Below are 20,197 nucleotides of genomic sequence, written 5' to 3'. Positions count from 1 at the left end.
CCCGAGACCTGCCGCCCCGTGTTGCCGCGCTCTACGCGCAGGCCTCCGGGCCGGAGCGCGTGACCCTGCTCAACCGCCTGCTGCGCCCGCTGGGGCCGCTGGCGCTGGTGACGGTGGCGGCCGGTGCCTTCGGCGGGCTGCTGCCCAGCGGGCCGGACGCCCGCTGGCGCGAGGCCGAGGTGTCGCTGGACGACACGCGACGACTGGGCACCGCCCAGGTGCTGGCGCTGGCCGACTACGTGGCGCAGAAGGACCCCGGGGTGCTGGTGGCCCTGGCCATCGACGGCGCCCCTTCAGTCACCGGCCTGACACCGGCCTCACCTTCCGGGCTCAGTGCCCGAAGGCCTGCCGCAGCGCCTGCCGCAGTTCGTCCTCGGTCTGCGGGGCGTGCAGCACCGCCACGCGCTGGCCGCTGCCATCGAACAGCAGCACCGTGCCGTCGGCCGCCTGGTGTCGGCGAGCGAACGCCTGCCCCTCCGGCCGTGCCAGCGGCGCCGCCACGAAATGCACGGCATCGGCATATTCACGCCGCAGCCCGTGCATCAGGTGCATCACGGCGGCCCCGGCCTGGTAGTTGCCGTCCATCGCCAGCACCAGCACCGCCTGACCCTGACCGATGCGCGCCAGGTCCGTCGGGTAGCTGCCCTTGGGCAACTGACTCCAGACCAGGCCCAGGGTGGCGACTACGATCGCGGCGACGACCAAAGCTCGACGCCATGCGGAACGACGGTGGGCCTTCACTGCAGGTTCCATGGGGACCGCAGGATATCGATACCGACACGGGCCGCACAGCCACGGGTCTTTGCAGGCATCGCCCCACTGTCGCAGATGGTGCCGCCAACGACCCGGCGGAGGGGCCCCGGAAAAGAACAAGGGGTCACGCTCTCTCGAACGTGACCCCTTGATGAAGGTGGCGCGGCTGGCAGGAATCGAACCCACGACCCCTTGGTTCGTAGCCAAGTACTCTATCCAGCTGAGCTACAGCCGCGCGAGCCCAAGACTATAGCACGAGTTTTGGGTCGAGAGACAAGGACGACCCCGGGGCGGCCTCCGACACCGTTCAGGCCCCCAGCGCACTGGCGGCGCGGTCGCAAGCGGCAGCGCGCGCCTCGTCGCCTTCCACCCGCGCCAGCGCGGCCAGGCGATGCCAGGCCAGGCGCCGGGTCGCCACGTCCAGGCGGGCGTCCTGAGCGGCGGGCTCCAGCAGCTGGCGCGCCTTGCCCCAAAGCTGGCGCTCGGCGAAGGCCGCACCCACGGCCGCCAGCAGCGCAGGCTCGTGGGCGTGCCGGGACGCGGCCTCCTGCAGACGCGGCAGCCAGTCGGCGCCGATGCCGGTCACCGACCGCATCAGCGCCGTGGCGATGCGAGCACGGTCCTCGGGGTCCAGCGATGCCAGCTTCTCCCACAGGGGCAGCAGCCACTGGCGAGCATCGTCGTGCGCTCCGAGCGCCGATGCGCGCTCGGCCGCCGTGGCCACGGTCGCTGGATCGCGCCGGTCGGACGCATCCAGACGCTGCCAGACCTGGCGCAGCTGATCGGCATCGTGCGGCGCGGCCAGCGCGTCGGCCGCCAGCGCACGCAGCAGGCTGCGGGCCACGTCGGGCGAGAACGCCTGGTGGTTGGCCAGCAGCCGCGCCGTCTGCAGCGCCTCCAGCGGCGCGCGTGACAGCCGCGCCGCCGAAAGCTTCAGCCGCAGCGCCTGGGTGCGGCGCGCCACACCGGGGGGCAGGTCCGCCAGCAGCGCCAGTGCGCGCTCGGGGTCGCGGTCGTCCAGCGCCCACTCGGCGGCCAGCAGGCGCGCGCCGTCGTCGGCCCGGCGTGGTTGGCCGGGCTGCGCCAGCAGCGTGGCCAGCTGCGCAAGCTGCTCGTCGCGGCGGGCCCAGTCGGCCAGACGGTGTAGGCTGCCGGCGGCCAGCACATGGGCCAGCACGGCGAACTCGCGGTCGGTGCCGGCACCGTCGGCGTGCAGCACCAGCGCCCGTTGCGCAGCCTTGTGTGCGCGGCTGTAGCGGGCGCTGAAGTACTCGGCCATCGACTCGCGCAATGCCGATTGCGCCGCACGTTCGCGCCGCAGCGCGCGCCACTCCGCCGCCCGCGTGGGCAGCGAGACCAGGGCCATCAGAGCCTGGGCCGCCATCAGCACCACGGCGCCACCGCCCAGCAACAGCACGACCGCCAGGTTCAGCGACAGGTCGGTGCGCCAGCCACCCCAGAAGATGCTGACGAGGCCGTCGTTGCGGCCGAAAGTCACCGCGGCCACCACGGCGGCCACGGCCACCAGCACCAGCCAGATCACATGGCGCATCATCGCCGGCCGCTCCTGCCGCCCTGCCGGCGGTTCACCGGCCGGCCGCCGCAGCGGCGATGGCCGCCAGCGTGGCATCTGGCCGTGGCACACCGACCTGGCGGGCCTGCGCCATCACCTGCCTGAGCGTGTTGGCCACGCCCTGCACACCGCGCGCGTTGCGGTCGAAGTAGCGTTCCAGTGCCGTGCGGGCGTCACGCAGGTCGGACTGTGCCGTGTCGAACTGGCGCGACAGCAGGGCCAGGCGGGCATTCAGCAGGCGCAGCTTGAGGTTCTCACGCAGGAACCAGGCCTGCTCCGGCGCCACCAGCATGGCGTCGGGCTGGTCGATGCGGGTCACGCGGACCAGGCTGCGCACCTCCTGCCAGACCTGCACACCCCAGGCCTGCCAGAGCGCGCGCCACGGGCTGACGTCGCCTTCCGCCGCCACGGCGTTGGCCGATGCCGATGCTGCAGGCGGGCGCGCCACCTCCGTGGGCCGTACTGCGGCGGGTTGGCGGTCCGGGCGCGACAGCAGCGGCAGGTCATCGACCGCGCGGATCGCCTCGTCCAGCCGCAGGGTCAGCGCCGCGATGTCGGCCACACCGACGTCACGGGTGCGCTCGATGTCCTTCGCTATCGCCCGCCGCACGCGTTCCAGCGGCGGCTGGCTGTGCCGGGCAAGCCGCTCATCGGCCTGCTGCAGCGCCGCCAGCAACGGCTCGGTGCTGCCGGTGATGGCGCTGTGCTGCAGTGCCACGCGCAGCGCGGCCTCGATGTCGGCGAGCACGTTCTCGTCGCGCGAGCGCGCGATCGACTGCATCAGGTCCTCGACCTGCGAGCGCTGCACGGCGGACTCGGCCACGCGGGCCTCCAGCAGCGCCATCTTGGCGGCCGTGTCGCGCGTCAGTTCCTGGGCCTGACGCGCCAAGAGACGCGCGTCCGTGGCCTGTTCGGCGCTGGCCTGCTGGCGGCGCACGAGCTCGCCCTCCAGCGTCTGCACCCGCTGGCGGCCGCTCCAGGCCAGGGCCAGCGCGGACACGGCCAGCACGGTGGCCACGGCGGCGGCGGCTTGCCAGAGGCGGCCATCCGGCCGGGCCGGTGGTGGCAAAGGCGACGGGTCTGGCGAAGGAGCCGGCGGGTGCACCGGCGCAGCGGGCTCGGCCGCGACAGGCGGGACCGGCGCTGGAGAAGGGGTGTTCACAGCGACCCGGATTGTAGCGATCGGGCCTGCCCGACGACGCCCTGGGGCACGTGCCGCGCCTGCACCAGCGCGTCGGTCACGGCAGCCACCGTGGCCGCTGTCAGCATCACCTGCGCAAAGCCGGCCGTCTGCGCTGCCTCGGCGATGCGGGGATGCGTGGCCAGTGCCCGCGCACCCGCGGGCACCGGCCAGCACTGCACGAGGTGCCGCACGGCCTCGCTGCTGCTGAACAGCCACAGGTGGGCGGCCGGATCGGCTGCAGCGGCATCGAGCAGCGTCCGCTCGGTGGCGCCCAGCACGGGTGCACCGCGGGCATAAGCCGCCAGGTAGCGGGGTTGCGCACCGGCGTCACGCAACTGTTCGGCCAACCAGTCGCGTCCGTCCTCGCCGCGCACGATCAGCACCTGGCGGCCGGACCAGTCGCGTGTGCGGAGCAGCGACCAGAGCTGCTCGGAGTCGAACGTCGGTGCATCCGGCGCAGGCGCCACGATCTGCGCCGCCGGCACACCGGCCTCGCGCAGCACCGCGGCGGTGCCCGGTCCGGGCGCGGCCGCCAGCGTGGCGGCGGGCCAGGCCAGACCCGGCGGCCGGGCCGCGAAAAAGTGCGTCACCGCATTGGCGCTGACGAAGAACACCAAGGACTGCTCCGCGAGCTCGGCCCAGGCCCGGTGCAGGGGCGTGGGGTCGGCCAGGGGATGGATCGCGATCAGCGGCAGCGCGACGACCTCCAGCTCACGCTCGCCGCGTGTCTCGAGTGCCGCACCGAGGTCGCGGACCCAGTCGGCGGCCTGCGCTGCCGGGCGGGTGACGATGGCGCGCAGAGCCATGCCGGACGCCCCGTGCAAGGCAGGCAGGGTCAGGCCGCTGGCAGGTAGCCGGCCGCCCCCTGCGCGCGCAAGGCCGCCACGGCGCGGGCGCCCAGGGCACGCGCCTCGTCCACCCCCTGCACGGCCGCGGTGAGTTCCACCTTCAGCAGGGGCCGCGTCGGCGCCACGCCGTCGCCCAGCGCCGCGGCCAGCTTCAGTTCGCTGCCCACCCAGTGGGCATGCGCCGCGAGAGGCATGCTGCAGCTGCCCCCCAGGCCGCGCGAGACCTCGCGCTCGGCCTCGCAGGCCAGCAGCGTGGGCGCGTGCACGAGCCGCGCGATCGTCGCGCGCAGGTCGGCGGCGTCCTCGCGCACCTCCAGCCCCAGCGCGCCCTGGCCGGCGGCCGGGATCATCGTGTCGACGTCGAAGCGCATGCGGATGCGGCTTTCCAGCCCCAGCCGCATCAGCCCGGCCGCGGCCAGCACGATGCCGTCGTAGCCGCCCTCGTCGAGCTTGCGCAGCCGGGTGTCGAGGTTGCCGCGCAGCGGCTCGATGCGCAGATCGGGCCGCATGGCCAGCAGCTGCACCACACGGCGCAGGCTGGACGTGCCCACCACCGCGCCCTGCGGCAGGTCCAGCGGCGACGCGTGGCGCGCCGAGACCCAGGCATCGCGCGGGTCCTCGCGTTCCATCACGGCGGCGAGCACGAAGCCCGGCGGCAGCTCCATCGGCACGTCCTTGAGCGAATGCACGGCCAGGTGGGCGCGCCCGTCTTCCAGTGCCGCCTCCAGTTCCTTGACGAACAGGCCCTTGCCACCGACCTTGGACAGCGCGCGGTCCAGGATCTGGTCGCCGCGCGTGGTCATGCCCAGCAGGCGCACGGCCAGGCCGAAGCGCTGCTGCAGCAGGTCGCGCACATGTTCGGCCTGCCACAGGGCCAGTCGGCTTTCGCGCGTGGCAATCACGGTGTCATTCATGGTGCACCGATTATGGCCAGCGGCAGGCACAGCGATTGCATGCACAATTCAGCATCGTTTGGTAATCTGGTTACACGCAAGGAGGACGATCGATGGCCCGCCGACCCACCCTGCTGGACACCAAGGCCCGAGAGGCTGCGGAAAAGAACAAGCCCCTGGTGGAAGATATCCGGTTACTCGGGCGGATCCTCGGCGACGTGATCCGCGAGCAGGAAGGCAAGGAGGCCTTCGAGCTCGTCGAACGGGTGCGCCAGCTCTCGGTGGCCTACCGCCTGAAGGCCGACGCCAGCGCCGGCCGCGTGCTCGACCGGCTCCTGAAGAACCTGAGCGTCGACCAGACCGTCAGCGTCATTCGCGCCTTCAGCTACTTCTCGCACCTGGCCAACATCGCCGAGGACCGGCACCACGTGCGCCGGCGACGCGTGCACGAGCGCGCGGGCCACCTGCAGGAAGGCTCGCTGGCGATGAGCTTCGAGCGCCTGCACCGCGCCGGGCACCGGGCGTCGGACATCGCCGCCATGCTTCAGCAGGCCCACGTCTCGCCGGTGCTCACGGCCCACCCCACCGAGGTGCAGCGCAAAAGCATCCTCGATGCCGAACGCGCCATCGCCGAACTGGTGGGCCAGCGCGACGGCCTGGACGGCGACGCGGACCGGGCGCACAACGAGTCCCTGATCCGCGCCCGCGTGACCCAGCTGTGGCAGACGCGCATGCTGCGCACCGCCAAGCTGACGGTGAGCGACGAGATCGAGAACGCGCTGTCGTTCTACACCAGCACCTTCCTGCGCGAGATCCCGAAGCTCTATGCGCAGCTCGAACAGGCCCTGCCCGGCCACGCGGTGGCGCCCTTCCTGCGTATGGGCCAGTGGATCGGCGGCGACCGCGATGGCAACCCCTTCGTCACCGCGGCCACGCTGAAGGAGGCGCTGGCGCGGCAGAGCGAGATGGTCCTGCGCCATTACCTCACCGAAGTGCACCACCTGGGCGCGGAACTGTCGATGTCGACCATCCTGGTGGGCGTCACGCCGGCCATGCAGGCCCTGGTGGACCGCTCCCCGGACCACAACCCGCACCGCAGCGACGAGCCCTACCGCCGCGTGCTGATCGGCATCTATGCCCGGCTGGCGGCCACGCTGCAGCAGCTCACGGGCACCGAGGCGCTGCGACATGCGGTGGCGCCGCAGGACCCGTACGCCAGTGCCGACGACTTCGCGGACGACCTCGCGACCATCGAAGCCTCGCTGCGCGCCCACCATGCCGGTGCGCTGGTGGCGCCGCGGCTCAAGCCGCTGCAGCGGGCGGTTCAGGTCTTCGGCTTCCACCTGGCCACGCTGGACCTGCGCCAGAGCAGCGACAAGCACGAGGCCGTGGTCGCCGAACTGCTGCGCGTGGCGCGGCTGGAGGCCGACTACAGCGCGCTGGACGAGGCCACGCGCTGCCAACGCCTGCTGGCGCTGCTGAACGACGCGCGGCCGCTGCGCGTGCGCGGCGCGGCCTACTCCGACTTCGCGCGCGACGAACTGGCCATCTTCGAGACGGCACGCGACGCCATCGCCCGCCTCGGCCGCGGCGCCATCCGCCACGCCATCATCAGCCACACCGAAGAGGTGTCGGACCTGCTGGAGCTGCTGCTGCTGCAGAAGGAGGCCGGCCTGCTGCGCGGCACCTTGGCCGAGGACGCGGTGGCCGACCTGATCGCCGTGCCGCTGTTCGAGACCATCGGCGACCTGCGGCGCGCCGCGCCCATCATGCGCGCGTACTACGCGATGCCCGGCGTGCTGGAGATGGTCCAGCGCAGCGGGGCCGAGCAGGACATCATGCTCGGCTACAGCGACAGCAACAAGGACGGCGGCTTCTTCACCAGCAACTGGGAGCTCTACCGCGCCGAGGTGGCGCTGGTGGAGCTGTTCGAACCGCTGGAGCGCGATCACGGCCTGAAGCTGCGACTGTTCCACGGGCGCGGCGGCACGGTCGGCCGCGGCGGCGGCCCCAGCTACCAGGCCATACTGGCGCAGCCACCGGGCACGGTGAAGGGTCAGATCCGGCTGACGGAGCAGGGCGAGGTCATCGGCGCCAAGTACGCCAACCCCGAGATCGGCCGCCGCAACCTGGAAACGCTGGTGGCCGCCACCATCGAGGCCACGCTGCTGCACCCGACGAAGAGTGCGCCCAAGGCCTTCCTCGACGCCGCCGATGCACTCAGCACCGCCAGCATGGCGGCCTACCGGCGGCTGGTCTACGAGACCGAAGGCTTCACCGACTACTTCTTCGCCGCCACGCCGATCCGCGAGATCGCCGAGCTCAACATCGGCTCGCGCCCGGCCAGCCGCAAGGCCAGCCGCGCCATCGAGGACCTGCGCGCCATCCCCTGGGGCTTCAGCTGGGGCCAGTGCCGGGTGGCGCTGCCGGGCTGGTACGGCTTCGGCAGCGCGGTGGCGGCGTTCCTCACCGAAGGCGAGGAAGGCTCCGGAGGCTCGGCCGACGAGCGACTGGCCCTGCTGCAGCGCATGCACAGGCAGTGGCCGTTCTTCCGCACCCTGCTGTCCAACCTGGACATGGTGCTGGCCAAGAGCGACCTGCGCGTCGCGGCCCGCTACGTGGAACTGGTGGAGGACAAGCGCCTGGCGCGCCGCATCTTCACCGCCATCCGCGCTGAATGGGACCGCGTGGCGCAGGCGCTGGCTCAGATCACCGGCGAGGCTCGCCGGCTGCAGTCCAACCCGGCGCTGGCTCGCTCCATCGAGCACCGCTTCCCGTACCTGGACCCGCTGAACCACCTGCAGGTGGAGCTGCTGCGCCGCTACCGCGGCCAGCGCGAGGCGGCGGCCCACCAGGCGCGGCTGCAGCGCGGCATCCACATCTCGATCAACGGGGTGGCGGCGGGCTTGCGCAACACCGGCTGAGCCGGCGCGGCGCCGTGAAGCCGGTCGTGGTCGCGGTCGGGATTCAGTCGCCGGCCAGCGCCTGCCGCACCGCCGCCAGCTGCCGACGCGACACCGCCAGCCATTCGTCGGCCGGCGCCACGCGCACGGCCCAGCCTTCGCCGCCGGCGTCCGGGTCAACGTCGCCGGCGCGGCGCGCCAGTTCGCGCACGGCGGCACGCGCCACCAGCGCGTTGCGGTGCACGCGCAGGAAACCGTCGCCCAGGCGCTGTTCCAGGTCGGCCAGCGCATCGTCGAGCACGTAGCTGCGGTCGGCGGTGCGCAACGTCACGTACTTCAGTTCCGCCTTCAGGTACAGCACCTCCGACACCGGCAGCCGCAGCACGCGCCCGCGGTCGCTCACCACCAGCACCGGCACGTCGCCCGACGGTTCGGGACCCGGCAGGCCACGCCGCTGTGCCACGCGGCGCAGCGCCGCCTGCAATCGGTCGCGCGACACCGGCTTGGTCAGATAGTCCACCGCCTCGAGGTCGAAGGCCGTCAGCGCGTGTTCGGCATGGGCGGTCACGAAGACCACCGCCGGCGGCTGCGGCAACGCCAACAGCCGGCGTGCCAGCGCCAGGCCGCTGGCGCCGGGCAGGGCGATGTCCAGCAGCACGAGGTCGGCCGCGTCGGCCTGCACCCAGGCTTCCTGCGCGTCGGCGGCCTCACCGACGACCTCCGTGCGGGGGTCGTCGATGGCCTCGAGCAGGCTGCGCAGTCGCAGCCGGGCCAGCATCTCGTCGTCCACCAGCAGCACACGCAGGGTCATGGTGGGGTCCTCCGGGCGTCTACAACGGAATCACGACGCGCGCATGGTGCTGCCCCTCGGCGCGCCAAGTCTCGAAGTGTGCCGCCACGTCGTGCAGCAGGCGCAGCCGTTCGCGCACGTTGTGCAGCGCCATGCCGTGGCCTTCGGTGCCGGGCAGGGCAGGCTCGTCGGGCAGCGTGTTGATCACCTCCACGACCACCTGGCCCCTCTGCAGCGCGGCGCGTACGACGACCTGCGCGCCGCGCGCCGACGGCTCCACGCCGTGCCGCACGGCGTTCTCCACCAGCGGCTGCAGCATCAGCGGCGGCACGCGGGCGCGGCCGACCCCGGTGTCCACCTGCCACTCCAGCCGCAGCCGGTGGCCGAAGCGCACCTGCTCGATGGCCAGGTAGGCCCGCGCCAGCGCCAGTTCCTCGTCCAGGCTGATCGACGCGCCGGCGTCGGCCAGCGCGGCGCGGAACAGGTCGCCCAGGTTCTGCAGCACCTGCTCGGCGCGCAGCGGGTCGTGGCGCACCAGCGCCAGCGCGGTGTTCAGCGCGTTGAACAGGAAATGCGGCCGGATGCGCGACTGCAGTTCCGCCAGACGCACGCGGGCGTCCACCGGTGCCCAGATCCGCGCGCGCAGGTCCAGCCAGGCCCACAGCAGGCCCGCCAGGCCGGCACCGGCCAGCGCCACGCCCAGCACGTGCGCCGCGTCCGGCGCGGCCACGATCTGCAGCCACCAGCCCGGCGCCTGCCCCGCCAGGGCCGCCAGCGCGCCGAGCAACAGCGCCACGCCAGCGCGCGCCGGCGCCGGCAGGCGACGCAGCGGCTGCTTCAGCGCGCACACCGGCAGCAGCCACAGCAACGTGCCCAGCAGGCCGGCAAAGGCCGTGCCGCCGAAAGCCGGCCAGCCGGCCGCACCGCGGGCCACCAGGGTGCCGATGGCCAGCACCACCTGCACGCCCAGCACCGCGCGCAGCGCCAGGCCGGGGTGGCAGACATCGAAGGCCACCGCCGCGTGCGCCTCCGCGCGGGCACGCTCCTCGGCCAGCGGGTCGAAGCGCGACTCGGCGAAGGTGCTGGACAGGCGTGCCTCGCCCGGCCGCAGCGTGCTGGGCCAGACGCTGGGCGGCCGGGTCTCGGGGAAGGGGTCGGCGGCGTGCGGGTCGGTGCGCATCGGGTGGCGCCGATAATACGAAGCTCCCTGCCTCTGCCGCACGTGCCGCACCCGATGTCCTCAGATCCGCTCGCCAACAAGGCCCAGGCCTGGTCCGCCCTGTTCTCTGAACCGATGAGCGAGCTGGTGCAGCGCTACACGGCCAGTGTCGGCTTCGACCAGCGGCTCTGGCGCGCCGACATCGATGGCAGCCTGGCCCATGCCGACATGCTGGCCGCACAGGGCATCATCGGCGCGCAGGATCTGGGCGACATCCAGCGCGGGCTGGCGCAGATCGCCGGCGAGATCGAGTCCGGTGCCTTCACCTGGAAGCTCGAGCTCGAGGACGTGCACCTCAACATCGAGGCGCGGCTGACGGAACTGGTGGGCCCGGCCGGCAAGCGGCTGCACACCGGCCGCAGCCGCAACGACCAGGTGGCCACCGACGTGCGGCTGTGGCTGCGCGGCGAGATCGACGGCCTGGCCGGGTTGCTCACGGGCATGCAGCGCGCGCTGGTGAGCCTGGCCGCACAGCACACCACCACCGTGATGCCCGGCTTCACCCACCTGCAGGTGGCGCAGCCGGTGAGCTTTGCGCACCACCTGCTGGCCTACGTGGAAATGTTCGCGCGCGATGCCGACCGCCTGGCCGACGTGCGCAAGCGCGTCAACGTGCTGCCGCTGGGCGCGGCGGCGCTGGCCGGCACCAGCTACCCGCTGGACCGCGAGCGCGTGGCGCGCACGCTGGGTTTCGACGGCGTGTGCCAGAACAGCCTGGACGCAGTGAGCGACCGCGATTTCGCGCTCGAGTTCGCCGCCTGGGCCAGCATCTGCATGGTGCACGTCTCGCGGCTGGCCGAGGAGATCGTGCTGTGGATGAGCCAGAACTTCGGCTTCATCGACCTGGCCGACCGCTACTGCACCGGCAGTTCCATCATGCCGCAGAAGCGCAACCCCGACGTGGCCGAACTGGCGCGCGGCAAGAGCGGCCGCGTGGTGGGCCACCTGATGGGCCTGCTGACCCTGATGAAGGGCCAGCCGATGACCTACAACAAGGACAACCAGGAAGACAAGGAACCGCTGTTCGACACCGTCGACACGCTGCGCGACACGCTGCGCATCATGGCCGAGATGGCCGGCGGCATCGTCGTGAAGGCCGACGCGATGGAACGCGCCGCGATGCGCGGCTACGCCACCGCCACCGACCTGGCCGACTACCTGGTGAAAAAGGGCCTGCCGTTCCGTGACGCGCACGAGGCCGTGGCGCACGCGGTGAAGGTGGCCATCCAGCGTGGCGTGGACCTGGCGGAACTGCCGCTGGCCGACCTGCAGACCTTCAACCCGGCCATCGAGGCCGACGTGGCCGAGGTCCTGACGCTGCAGGGCTCGATGGGCGCACGCCGCGTGCTGGGCGGCACGGCGCCGGAGCAGGTGCGCGCCCAGGTCGAGCGCCATCGCGCGCGACTGGGCGGCTGATCGCTGGGCTAGAACAGGTCGCCGACCGCTCCGAGGCCCTCATCGAGGGCATCGCCGGCGACGTCGTCCAGACCGTCCAATGCCGCCAACACCGCCCCGCCACCGACGACGCCGGTGGCGATGACGGCCGCATCACGCAGGAAGGGGCTGGGGCGCCACGAGGCGCCCGACCCCGACCGCTCGGCTGCCCAGGCGGCCGGTGTCGGCGCCGGAGCGGCGCCGGCCTCGGCCGCGCGCCCCTGGTGGATCTGCGCCAGCGCCGTCTCCAGCACCAGCACGCGCTGCAGCAGCAGGTAGGCGGCATCGGAGCGCGAGGCGGTCAGCACGGTCAGGGCGCGCTGCGCTTCGGCGTCGTCCAGTGCCTCCGGTGCGCGCTGCAGCCGGCGCACCAGCGCCCACAGGCGTTCGGATTCGTCGCAGTTCATCGTGGCCTCCGTCGGACAGCTCGGAAAGCCACTGTAGGCGCCACCGCAGCAGCGTGCAGGCAGCGGCGCGGCAACCCTGCGCGCCCTGCGGACGCCGGGACCCGGCCCCGCGACAATGCGCCACCGCCATGGCCACGCCGACCCGCTGGATCGCCCACCTCGACATGGACGCGTTCTACGCGTCGGTGGAACTGCTGCGCTATCCGGAACTGAAGGGCCTGCCTGTGGTCATCGGCGGTGGACGGCGCCACCAGCCCGAAACACTGCCCGACGGCACGCGCCGCTTCATGCGGCTGCGCGACTACACCGGCCGCGGAGTGGCCACCACGGCCACCTACCCGGCCCGCGACCTGGGCCTGCACTCCGGCATCGGGTTGATGAAGGCGGCGCAGCGCGCGCCCGACTGCATCCTGCTGCCCACCGACTTCGACCGCTACCGCGACTACTCCCGCCGCTTCAAGGCTGCGGTGGCCGAGGTGGCCCCGGTGATCGAGGACCGCGGCATCGACGAGATCTACATCGACCTCACGGCCGCGCCCGGCGCGCAGGACACGGTGGGCTTCGACGCCACCGGCGGCGTGCGCGCGCTGGCGCAGGAGATCCGCAACAACGTGCGCCGCGCCACCGGGCTGACCTGCTCGATCGGCGTCACGCCCAACAAGCTGCTGTCCAAGATCGCCAGCGACCTGGACAAGCCCGACGGCCTGACCGTGATCACCGCCGCCGACGTGCCGCTGCGCATCTGGCCGCTGCCGGTGCGGCGCATCAACGGCATCGGCCCCAAGGCCGGCGACAAGCTTGCGGCGCTGGGCCTGCGCACCGTGGGCGACCTGGCCGCGGCCGAACCCGCCGCGCTGGTCGAGCACTTCGGCCGCGCCTACGGCCGCTGGCTGCACGACGCCGCCCATGGCCGCGACGACCGGCCGGTGGTCACGCACCACGAGCCGGTGTCGATGAGCCGCGAGACCACGTTCGAGCGCAACCTGCACGCCGTGCGCGACCGCGGAGCGCTCGGGGAGATCTTCACGCGGCTGTGTGCGCAGGTGGCGGCCGACCTGCAGCGCAAGGGCTATGCCGGCCGAACCATCGGCATCAAGCTGCGCTTCGACGACTTCCGCACCGTGACGCGCGACCTGACCCTGCCTCAGCCCACGGCCGAGGCCGAGGCCATCCGCCACGCCGCGGGCCTGTGCCTCAAGCGCGTGGACCTGGGCCGGCCGCTGCGCCTGCTGGGCGTGCGCGCGTCGTCGCTGGTGCGCGGCGGGCGCCTATGATGCGGCGCATGAAAGCCCCTCTGCTTCTGCTGCTCGCCGGCCTGGGCCTGCACGCGGCCGCCGCCGACCTGCAGGTGCAGGTGCGCAACGCCGCCGGCAAGCCCGCGCCCGACGTCGTGGTGATGCTGATGCCATCGGTGCAGGGCGCGGCGCCCACCACCTCGGCCGTGGACATCGTGCAGAAGGACAACCGCTTCGAGCCCTACGTCACCGTGGTGCCGGTGGGCACGGCGGTGCGCTTCGTCAACCGTGACCGCTACGACCACCACGTGCGCTCGCTCGGCAGCGGGCCGATGGGCGCCGTGCCGCCGGCCAAGTCTTTCGAACTGCGGCTCGGCCCGGTGCAGTCGGGTGCACGCGCGATCGACAGCGTGGTCTTCGACACGCCGGGCAGCGTGACGCTGGGCTGCCACATCCACGGCTCGATGCGCGGCCACCTGTTCGTGGCGACCACGCCCTGGGTCGCGGTCACCGACGAGCAGGGGCGGGCCCGCTTCGCGGGGCTGCCGGACGGCAGCGCCGAGATGCGCCTGTGGCACCCGGACCAGTTCACCGGTCAGACCACGCAGACGCTCAACCTTTCGGGCCAGGCCCAGGCCAGCGCGCAGCTGAGCTTCAACCCGTCGCGCCGGCCGGCGCCCCGACCCAAGGGCGAGTACGAGTTCTGAGTCAGGGGCAGCGCCGGGCTCAGCGGCTGGGCAGGCGCGCCATCCACACCGCCACGGCGGTGCACACCAGGGCCGGCGCCCAGCGCCAGGGGTCGGGCAGCGTCCAGGCCGCCCAGGCCGAACCCCCGGCCATCATCACCCAGGCCAGCAGCTTGGCCCGCCATGGGATCACCCGCCGCGCCCGCCAGGCGCGCAGCATCGGGCCGAAGCGCGGGTGGTTCAGCAGCCAGCGCTCCCAGCGTTCGCTGCCGCGCGCGAAGCAGAAGGCGGCCAGGATCACGAAGGGTGTCGTCGGCAGCAGCGGCAGCACGATGCCCACGATGCCGGTGGCCAGCGCCAGCGCGCCCGCCGCCAGCCAGAGGCCCCGTTGCCAGACTGGGCGGGCGCGGGGGCGAGGCGGCACGGGCGACATCAGGGCATCCTACCTGTCGTGCATCCTCAGGGAATCCTCGCCCAGTGCACTGAACGACCCTGCGGCATGATGACGTTTCGTCCATAAATCCACCGGAGACCCTGCCATGAACAGCGTTCGCCTCCTCGCTGCCGCCGCTGCAGCTGCCCTGGGCCTGGCCGGTGCGGCACAGGCCCAGGACAAGCCCACGGAACTGAAGCTGGCGCACTGGGTGCCGGCCAACCACCTGCTGGCGCAGACCGGCTTCATCCCCTGGGGCAAGTCGATCGAACAGGCCTCGGGTGGCAGCATCAAGGTGGCCATCTTTCCGGCCCAGCAGCTGGGCAAGGCACCCGACCACTACGACATGGCGCGCGACGGCATCGCGCAGGTCACCTTCGTGAACCCGGGCTACCAGGCTGGCCGCTTCCCGATCATCGCGGCCGGTGAACTGCCGTTCCTGGTCGACAAGCCGGGGCCGGCGTCCAAGGCGCTGGACGCCTGGTACCGCCAGTACGCCGAACGCGAGATGAAGGACGTCAAGGTCTGCCTGACCCACCTGCACGTGGGCACCTTCCACGCGAAGGACAAGGCGATCACCGACCCGGCGCAGATCAAGGGCATGAAGATCCGCCCCGCCAACGGCACGGTGGGCCAGATGGTCAACGTGCTGGGCGGCACCAGCGTGCAGGTGTCGGCGCCCGAAGCGCGCGACGCGCTGTCCAAGGGCGTGGCCGACGCCATCACCTTCCCCTGGAACTCGATCTCCAGCTTCGGCATCGACAAGGTGACCAAGTTCCACACCGACATGCGCCTGTACGCCGCGGTCTTCGTGTGGGCGATGAACAAGGACTGGTACAACGGCCTGTCTGCCAACCAGAAGAAGGTGATGGACGACCACTGCAACAACGAGTGGGCTGCCAAGGTCGGTGCTGCCTGGGGCGACGCCGAGGACGCCGGCCGCGAGAAGCTGGTCGCGGCCGGCCACACCATCGTGCCGATGACGTCGGCACAGATCGAGACCTGGCGCCAGGCCGTGGCCCCGGTGTATGACCGCTGGGTCGACACCGCAGCCAAGACCGGCGTCGACGCCAGGAAGGCCCTGGCCGACCTGCGCGCCGAACTGCAGAAGACCGGCGGCGCCTACTGACGGACGGCTCGCCGAACCGATGAAGCGTCTGGTGGCCGCCACCGAAACGGTGGCGGCGGTCTTCCTGCTGCTGATCGCGCTGCTGACCGCGGCCAACGTGACGCTGCGCGACCTGTTCGCCTGGCAGATCCCGGACTGGTTCGACGGCACCAAGCTGCTGATGGGCATCGCGCTGTTCTGGGGCATCGCGGTGGCCACCTACCATGGCAGCCACATCGCGGTGGACATCGTCTGGGAACACCTGCAGCGGCGTGGCCAGCGGGTGCTGGACATCGTGGCCGGCTTCATCACGCTGGCCTTCCTGGCGCCCATGGCCTGGATGGTGTTCTCCAAGGTGCTGGCCAGCGGCACCCAGGCCACCACCGACCTGCGCATCCCGCTGATGTGGTTCACCGCCGTCGCCGCCTGCGGTGCCGCAGCCGGTGCATGGCTGGCGCTGGCGCGGCTGTGGACGCTGGTGCGCGGAGACGACGAAGCGGACACCGGAGGCGAGTACGGGGCCACCGATGGACCGTGACCTCGTCGCGCTGCTCGGCTTCGTCGGCATGTTCGTGCTGATGGCGCTGCGCGTGCCCATCGGCGTGGCCATGGGCATCGTCGGCGTGCTGGGTTTCGGCGTGCTCACCGGCATGGGCCCGGCGCTGAACCTGCTGGGCAACGTGCCGCTGTCGGTGCTGACCGACTACAACCTGCTCGTGATCCCGATGTTCATCCTGATGGGCGCCTTCGCGTCGCATTCGGGCATGAGCCGGGAACTGTTCGATGCCGGGCGTGCCTGGTTCGGCCACCGCCGCGGCGGCCTGGCCTATGCCGGCATCGCCGCCTGCGGCGGCTTCGCGGCCATCAACGGCTCGTCGGTGGCCACCGCCGCCACGATGAGCCAGGTGGCGCTGCCGGAGATGCGCCGTGCCGGCTACGAGCCGGGCTTCAGCGCAGGCCTGATCGCCGCCGGTGGCACGCTGGGCATCATGATCCCGCCGTCGACCATCCTGGTGCTCTACGGCATCATGACCGAGGTCGACATCGCGCAGCTGTTCGCCGCCGGCCTGCTGCCGGGCGTGCTGGGGGTGCTGTTCTACGTGGCGCTGGTGCAGTGGATCGCCATCCGCCACCCGCAACGCGTGCCGCTGGGCGAGCCGCACACCTGGGCGGAGCGCTTCGCCACGCTGAAGAACCTGTGGGCCGTGCTGCTGCTGTTCCTGTTCGTGCTCGGCGGCATCTACGGCGGCCTGTTCACGGTGCAGGAGGCCTCCGGCGTCGGCGCCACCGGCACGCTGCTGATCGGTATGGCGCGCGGGCGGCTGCGCTGGCCGCAGATCCGTGCCTCGCTGGTCGACGCCCTGCGCGTGTCGTCGGGGATCATGATGATCGTCGTCGGCGCCTTTCTCTTCGGCTACTTCCTCACCATCACGCAGTTCACGCAGAACGCAGTGGACTGGCTGGTGAACCTGCCGGTGGGGGCCTACGGCGTGCTGGCCATCGTGATGGTCGGCTACTTCATCCTCGGCGCGGTGATGGACGAGCTGGCGATGATCCTGCTGACGGTGCCCATCGTCTTCCCGGCGATGACGCAGCTGGGCTTCGACCCGGTGTGGTTCGGCGTCATCGTCGTGATGGCCGTCACCTTCGGCATGATCTGCCCGCCGGTGGGCATGAACGTGTTCGTCATCAACTCGATCGCGCGCGACATCCCACTCACCCGCATCTACGCCGGCACCATGCCCTTCATCGCGGTCGACCTGGTTCGCCTGGTGGTGCTGTGCGCCTTCCCCGGCATTGCGCTGTGGCTGCCGCGCGTGCTCGGCCTGTAGCGCCGGCTTGATCCGGCGCAAGCCGGTGGCGTGGCGCTGCGGCGACCATCGGCGGCCATGACGACCCTGACCTGGACCGACGACCTGGCCCTGGGCCAGCCGCGCATGGATGCCACGCACGTGGAGTTCGTGGACCTGCTGGCCGCGCTGGAAGCCACGCTGCAGTCCCCGGAGGCCGTGGCTCCCGCGCTGGCCGCGCTGGTCGAGCACACCGACGCCCACTTCGCGCAGGAAGACCGCTGGATGACGGCGATGGGCTTTGCGCCGCAGAACTGCCACGCCTTCCAGCACCAGGCGGTGCTGAACGTGATGCGCGAGGTGCAGCGCCTGCACGCCTCGGAAGGCAACGTGGCCCTGGTGCACCGCATGGCAGGCGAACTGGCCGTGTGGTTCCCGCAGCACGCGCAGATGATGGACGCAGCGCTGGCCGAGACCATGGCGCTGCGCGGCTACGACCCAGAGACCGGTGCGATGACGAACCCGCCAGCGCCGGAAGCCGAAGCCATCACCGGCTGCGGCAGCAGCAGCTGCAGCTGATCCGCAGGCCTCCACGGCTTTCGTTTGCGGCGATGATCGGGCGGCCCGCCATGCAGCGGGCCGGACGAGGAGACATCACCGCATGGACATCGGATTCATCGGCCTGGGCGTCATGGGCACGCCCATGGCCACACACCTGGCCAACGCCGGGCACCGGCTGACGCTGCTGGACGTCAATGCCGCCGCCGCGCGCGACCTCGCGGCCACGATCGGCGGCACTGCCGTCACCACGCCGGCCGAGGTGGCTGCCCGCAGCGAAGTCGTGATCACGATGCTGCCCAATGGCGAGGTCGTGCAGCAGGTGACGCTGGGCGAACAGGGCCTGATCGACGGCCTGCGCGAAGGCGCCATCCTGCTCGACACCTCGTCGGCCGAACCCTGGCTGACGCAGCAGACCGCCGCGGCCATCGCGGTACGCGGTGCCACGATGGTCGACGCGCCGGTCTCCGGCGCCGCCTGGGGCGCGCAGGCGGCCGAGCTGGTGTTCATGGTCGGCGGCAGCGACGACGACGTGGCCCGCGTGCGCCCGCTGCTGGACCGCATGGGCAAGGCCGTGCACCACCTGGGCCGCCTGGGCGCGGGCCACGCGATGAAGTGCCTGAACAACTGCATCACCGCGATGACCTTCACCGCGACCGCCGAGGCCCTGGTGACCGGCAAGCGCTACGGCCTGGACCCGGCGGTGATGGTGGACGTGCTCAACCAGTCCACCGGCGGCTCGTGGATCACGCAGACACACTTCCACCAGCGCATCTTCAACCGCAGCTTCGACGACCCGTTCAAGCTGGAGCTGATGCGCAAGGACGTGGGCATCGCCGTGCAGCTGGCGCAGCAGACGGCCACGCCGATGCCGATGGCCGGCCTGGGCCAGCAGCTCTGGCGCATGGCCGAACACGCCGCCGGGCCCGGCGCCAGCGTCAGCGAACTGGTGCGCTGGGTGGAAAGCCTCTCCGGCACCGAGCTCACGCCGGGCCGCGGCGAGCCGCAGGGCTGAAGCGCATGGACCTCGAAGACGCCCTGGCCCGGTTCGTCGTCGGCCAGCCGCTGGCCGAGGTGCCGCCAGACGCGCGGCTGACCGCGCAGCGCGTGCTGCTGGCCGTGGCCGGCACCGGCGTGGCCGGCGCCGGCGAGGACGGCATCGCCGAGCTGCGCGCCCTGCTGCTGGAACGCGGCGGCACGCCGCAGGCCACCACCCTGGTCTTCGGCGACCGCCTGCCGGCCGTGGCCGCCGCGCAGTTCAACGGCACGATGTGCCGCGCGCTGGACTTCTGTGATGCGATGGCGCCCGGCCCGCACTTCGGCGCGGCGCTGGTGCCGGCCTGCTTCGCCGCGGCGGAACTGCGCGGCGGCTGCAGCGGCGCCGAGTTCCTGGCCGCGCTGGTGGTGGGCTGCGAGGTCGGCGCGCGCTTCAACCTGAGCGAACGCCAGTACGACGGCTTCGACCCCACCGGCATCGCCGCCGTCTTTGCCGCCACCGCCGGCGCGGCGCGCGTGCTGCGCCTGGACGCGCTGCAGACGCGTCGTGCGCTGGGCCTGGCCTTCAACCGCTGCGGCGGCAGTTTCCAGAGCCACATCGACGGCACGCTGGGGGTGCGTCTGCTGCAGGGCCACGTGGCCGCGACGGGTGTTGAGTGCGCGCAGATGGCGCAGCGCGGGCTGACCGGGCCGCTGAACTTCCTGACCGGCATCTACGGCTTCCCGCACCTCTACGGCCGCGGCACACTGCCGCCGGCCGACGTGGTGTCGGGCCTCGGCACCGAATGGCGGCTGCAGCGCATGATGTTCAAGCCCTACCCCAGCTGCGGTGCCACACAGGGGTTGACGCGGCTGGTGCTGGACCTGGTACAGGAGACCGGCCTGCGGCCGGAGCAGGTGGCTGCGGTCGAAGTGCGCCAGCCGCCGTACTCCCACAAGCTGGTCGGCCACCCGTTCCGGCTCGGCGCCAACCCGCGCGTGGACGCGCAGTTCAGCGCCGCCTGGTGCGTGGCCAACGCGCTGGTGCGCCGCAGTTCGCGGCTGGAGCATTTCCGCCCAGAGCAGATTGCCGACCCCGCCGTGCTGGCGCTGGCCGCCTGCGTGCACACCGTCGGTGACCCGGCGATGGATGCCCGCGGGCACACGGCGGTGGACATCGTGGTCACCACCACCGACGGCGCCCGACTCGAGCGCGGGCTGGACATCGCGCCCGGGTTTCCGGGCCGGCCGCTGAGCGAGGCGCAGCACGCGCAGCGTTTTGCCGACTGCATGGCCTACGCCCCCTTCCCGCTGCCAGCCGACCGCCTGCCGGTGCTGTCCGACGGCATCGGTCGCCTGGCCGACCTGCCGGACGTGCGCGCGCTGCTATCGGCGATGCTGCGCTGAGG

At 72.1% G+C, this 20,197-nt stretch carries 19 protein-coding genes and 1 tRNA gene; 10 read left to right on the top strand and 10 right to left on the bottom strand.

What is annotated here, in order from left to right; all coding sequences use genetic code 11:
* Window positions 1–330: 330 nt before the first annotated feature.
* From ENE75_RS04370 to hemC, 6 genes are all read right to left on the bottom strand, one after another.
* Window positions 331–705 carry a hypothetical protein gene (locus tag ENE75_RS04370; RefSeq protein WP_199232211.1) on the bottom strand — a complete coding sequence of 125 codons (375 nt, stop codon included), beginning with the start codon at window positions 703–705 and terminating at the stop codon, window positions 331–333.
* A gap of 206 nt (window positions 706–911) precedes the next feature.
* Window positions 912–988 (bottom strand) — tRNA-Arg (locus tag ENE75_RS04365).
* Window positions 989–1,060: 72 nt separating this feature from the next.
* Window positions 1,061–2,305 carry a heme biosynthesis HemY N-terminal domain-containing protein gene (locus tag ENE75_RS04360; RefSeq protein WP_128196828.1) on the bottom strand — a complete coding sequence of 415 codons (1,245 nt, stop codon included), beginning with the start codon at window positions 2,303–2,305 and terminating at the stop codon, window positions 1,061–1,063.
* Between the two features lie 34 nt (window positions 2,306–2,339).
* Window positions 2,340–3,344, bottom strand: a complete 1,005-nt coding sequence (locus ENE75_RS04355) for a uroporphyrinogen-III C-methyltransferase (protein WP_233258911.1) — start codon at window positions 3,342–3,344, stop codon at window positions 2,340–2,342.
* Window positions 3,345–3,484: 140 nt separating this feature from the next.
* Window positions 3,485–4,315, bottom strand: a complete 831-nt coding sequence (locus tag ENE75_RS04350) for a uroporphyrinogen-III synthase (protein WP_128195955.1) — start codon at window positions 4,313–4,315, stop codon at window positions 3,485–3,487.
* A 29-nt stretch (window positions 4,316–4,344) separates the two neighbouring features.
* On the bottom strand, window positions 4,345–5,271 hold the full coding sequence (gene hemC / locus ENE75_RS04345; RefSeq protein ID WP_128195953.1) for a hydroxymethylbilane synthase: 927 nt from the start codon (window positions 5,269–5,271) through the stop codon (window positions 4,345–4,347).
* Window positions 5,272–5,363: 92 nt separating this feature from the next.
* On the opposite strand from hemC, the gene ppc reads away from it, so the two are divergent.
* Complete coding sequence (gene ppc / locus ENE75_RS04340; RefSeq protein WP_128195951.1) at window positions 5,364–8,174, top strand: phosphoenolpyruvate carboxylase; 2,811 nt, start codon at window positions 5,364–5,366, stop codon at window positions 8,172–8,174.
* 43 nt (window positions 8,175–8,217) lie between these two features.
* On the opposite strand, the gene ENE75_RS04335 is transcribed toward ppc, so the two are convergent.
* Both ENE75_RS04335 and ENE75_RS04330 read right to left on the bottom strand, forming a co-directional pair.
* The gene (locus ENE75_RS04335) at window positions 8,218–8,964 is read right to left on the bottom strand and encodes a LytR/AlgR family response regulator transcription factor (protein ID WP_128195949.1); all 747 of its coding nucleotides are present in this window, start codon (window positions 8,962–8,964) and stop codon (window positions 8,218–8,220) included.
* 19 nt (window positions 8,965–8,983) lie between these two features.
* A complete protein-coding gene (locus tag ENE75_RS04330; protein ID WP_128195947.1) occupies window positions 8,984–10,123 on the bottom strand; it encodes a sensor histidine kinase in 1,140 nt (379 codons plus the stop codon).
* Window positions 10,124–10,177: 54 nt separating this feature from the next.
* On the opposite strand from ENE75_RS04330, the gene argH reads away from it, so the two are divergent.
* The gene (argH, locus tag ENE75_RS04325; RefSeq protein WP_128195945.1) at window positions 10,178–11,578 is read left to right on the top strand and encodes an argininosuccinate lyase; all 1,401 of its coding nucleotides are present in this window, start codon (window positions 10,178–10,180) and stop codon (window positions 11,576–11,578) included.
* Between the two features lie 8 nt (window positions 11,579–11,586).
* Here argH and ENE75_RS04320 read toward each other — a convergent pair whose 3' ends face one another.
* The gene (locus tag ENE75_RS04320; protein ID WP_128195943.1) at window positions 11,587–12,003 is read right to left on the bottom strand and encodes a DUF2076 domain-containing protein; all 417 of its coding nucleotides are present in this window, start codon (window positions 12,001–12,003) and stop codon (window positions 11,587–11,589) included.
* A 128-nt stretch (window positions 12,004–12,131) separates the two neighbouring features.
* On the opposite strand from ENE75_RS04320, the gene dinB reads away from it, so the two are divergent.
* Together dinB and ENE75_RS04310 are read left to right on the top strand one after the other, a co-directional pair.
* Window positions 12,132–13,277 (top strand): DNA polymerase IV, encoded by a 1,146-nt coding sequence (gene dinB / locus ENE75_RS04315; protein ID WP_128195941.1) that lies wholly within the window; start codon window positions 12,132–12,134, stop codon window positions 13,275–13,277.
* Window positions 13,278–13,285: 8 nt separating this feature from the next.
* Window positions 13,286–13,945, top strand: a complete 660-nt coding sequence (locus tag ENE75_RS04310; RefSeq protein ID WP_128195939.1) for a cupredoxin domain-containing protein — start codon at window positions 13,286–13,288, stop codon at window positions 13,943–13,945.
* A 19-nt stretch (window positions 13,946–13,964) separates the two neighbouring features.
* Here the strand turns inward: ENE75_RS04310 and ENE75_RS04305 are convergent, their stop codons facing one another.
* Window positions 13,965–14,357 carry a YbaN family protein gene (locus ENE75_RS04305; protein ID WP_128195937.1) on the bottom strand — a complete coding sequence of 131 codons (393 nt, stop codon included), beginning with the start codon at window positions 14,355–14,357 and terminating at the stop codon, window positions 13,965–13,967.
* Window positions 14,358–14,463: 106 nt separating this feature from the next.
* Between ENE75_RS04305 and ENE75_RS04300 the strand changes: the two genes are divergently transcribed.
* The 6 genes from ENE75_RS04300 (at window position 14,464) to ENE75_RS04275 (ending at window position 20,195) form a co-directional block, all read left to right on the top strand.
* Entirely contained in the window at window positions 14,464–15,486 is a 1,023-nt protein-coding gene (locus ENE75_RS04300) for a TRAP transporter substrate-binding protein (protein WP_128195935.1), read from the top strand.
* A gap of 31 nt (window positions 15,487–15,517) precedes the next feature.
* Entirely contained in the window at window positions 15,518–16,003 is a 486-nt protein-coding gene (locus tag ENE75_RS04295) for a TRAP transporter small permease (protein WP_233258910.1), read from the top strand.
* Window positions 15,993–17,297: a TRAP transporter large permease gene (locus tag ENE75_RS04290; RefSeq protein WP_128195931.1), complete on the top strand. Its 1,305-nt coding sequence runs from the start codon at window positions 15,993–15,995 to the stop codon at window positions 17,295–17,297. The genes ENE75_RS04295 and ENE75_RS04290 overlap by 11 nt, the downstream gene beginning before the upstream one ends.
* 57 nt (window positions 17,298–17,354) lie before the next feature.
* Window positions 17,355–17,834 (top strand): hemerythrin domain-containing protein, encoded by a 480-nt coding sequence (locus ENE75_RS04285; RefSeq protein ID WP_128195929.1) that lies wholly within the window; start codon window positions 17,355–17,357, stop codon window positions 17,832–17,834.
* An 82-nt stretch (window positions 17,835–17,916) separates the two neighbouring features.
* Window positions 17,917–18,828, top strand: coding sequence for an NAD(P)-dependent oxidoreductase (locus tag ENE75_RS25780; RefSeq protein ID WP_128195927.1), 912 nt, complete (start codon window positions 17,917–17,919; stop codon window positions 18,826–18,828).
* 5 nt (window positions 18,829–18,833) lie between these two features.
* Window positions 18,834–20,195: an MmgE/PrpD family protein gene (locus ENE75_RS04275; RefSeq protein WP_128195925.1), complete on the top strand. Its 1,362-nt coding sequence runs from the start codon at window positions 18,834–18,836 to the stop codon at window positions 20,193–20,195.
* The last annotated feature ends 2 nt before the right edge of the window (window positions 20,196–20,197 follow it).

Origin of the sequence: Rubrivivax albus, from assembly GCF_004016515.1 — a bacterium.
GTDB lineage: Bacteria > Pseudomonadota > Gammaproteobacteria > Burkholderiales > Burkholderiaceae_C > Rubrivivax > Rubrivivax albus.
The sequence above is the reverse complement of the archived record's forward strand: the minus strand, read 5'-3'. Positions and strand labels throughout refer to the sequence as shown.

Excerpts from the sequence above, each read along its gene's own strand:
- ENE75_RS04290 (WP_128195931.1), top strand. The coding sequence starts at position 15,993 with ATGGACCGTGACCTCGTCGCGCTGCTCGGCTTCGTCGGCATGTTCGTG.
- ENE75_RS04305 (WP_128195937.1), bottom strand. The coding sequence starts at position 14,357 with ATGTCGCCCGTGCCGCCTCGCCCCCGCGCCCGCCCAGTCTGGCAACGG.
- ENE75_RS04285 (WP_128195929.1), top strand. The coding sequence starts at position 17,355 with ATGACGACCCTGACCTGGACCGACGACCTGGCCCTGGGCCAGCCGCGC.
- dinB (WP_128195941.1), top strand. The coding sequence starts at position 12,132 with ATGGCCACGCCGACCCGCTGGATCGCCCACCTCGACATGGACGCGTTC.
- ENE75_RS04360 (WP_128196828.1), bottom strand. The coding sequence starts at position 2,305 with ATGCGCCATGTGATCTGGCTGGTGCTGGTGGCCGTGGCCGCCGTGGTG.
- ENE75_RS04275 (WP_128195925.1), top strand. The coding sequence starts at position 18,834 with ATGGACCTCGAAGACGCCCTGGCCCGGTTCGTCGTCGGCCAGCCGCTG.
- ENE75_RS04335 (WP_128195949.1), bottom strand. The coding sequence starts at position 8,964 with ATGACCCTGCGTGTGCTGCTGGTGGACGACGAGATGCTGGCCCGGCTG.
- ppc (WP_128195951.1), top strand. The coding sequence starts at position 5,364 with ATGGCCCGCCGACCCACCCTGCTGGACACCAAGGCCCGAGAGGCTGCG.
- ENE75_RS25780 (WP_128195927.1), top strand. The coding sequence starts at position 17,917 with ATGGACATCGGATTCATCGGCCTGGGCGTCATGGGCACGCCCATGGCC.
- ENE75_RS04300 (WP_128195935.1), top strand. The coding sequence starts at position 14,464 with ATGAACAGCGTTCGCCTCCTCGCTGCCGCCGCTGCAGCTGCCCTGGGC.
- ENE75_RS04350 (WP_128195955.1), bottom strand. The coding sequence starts at position 4,315 with ATGGCTCTGCGCGCCATCGTCACCCGCCCGGCAGCGCAGGCCGCCGAC.
- ENE75_RS04310 (WP_128195939.1), top strand. The coding sequence starts at position 13,286 with ATGAAAGCCCCTCTGCTTCTGCTGCTCGCCGGCCTGGGCCTGCACGCG.
- argH (WP_128195945.1), top strand. The coding sequence starts at position 10,178 with ATGTCCTCAGATCCGCTCGCCAACAAGGCCCAGGCCTGGTCCGCCCTG.
- hemC (WP_128195953.1), bottom strand. The coding sequence starts at position 5,271 with ATGAATGACACCGTGATTGCCACGCGCGAAAGCCGACTGGCCCTGTGG.
- ENE75_RS04330 (WP_128195947.1), bottom strand. The coding sequence starts at position 10,123 with ATGCGCACCGACCCGCACGCCGCCGACCCCTTCCCCGAGACCCGGCCG.
- ENE75_RS04320 (WP_128195943.1), bottom strand. The coding sequence starts at position 12,003 with ATGAACTGCGACGAATCCGAACGCCTGTGGGCGCTGGTGCGCCGGCTG.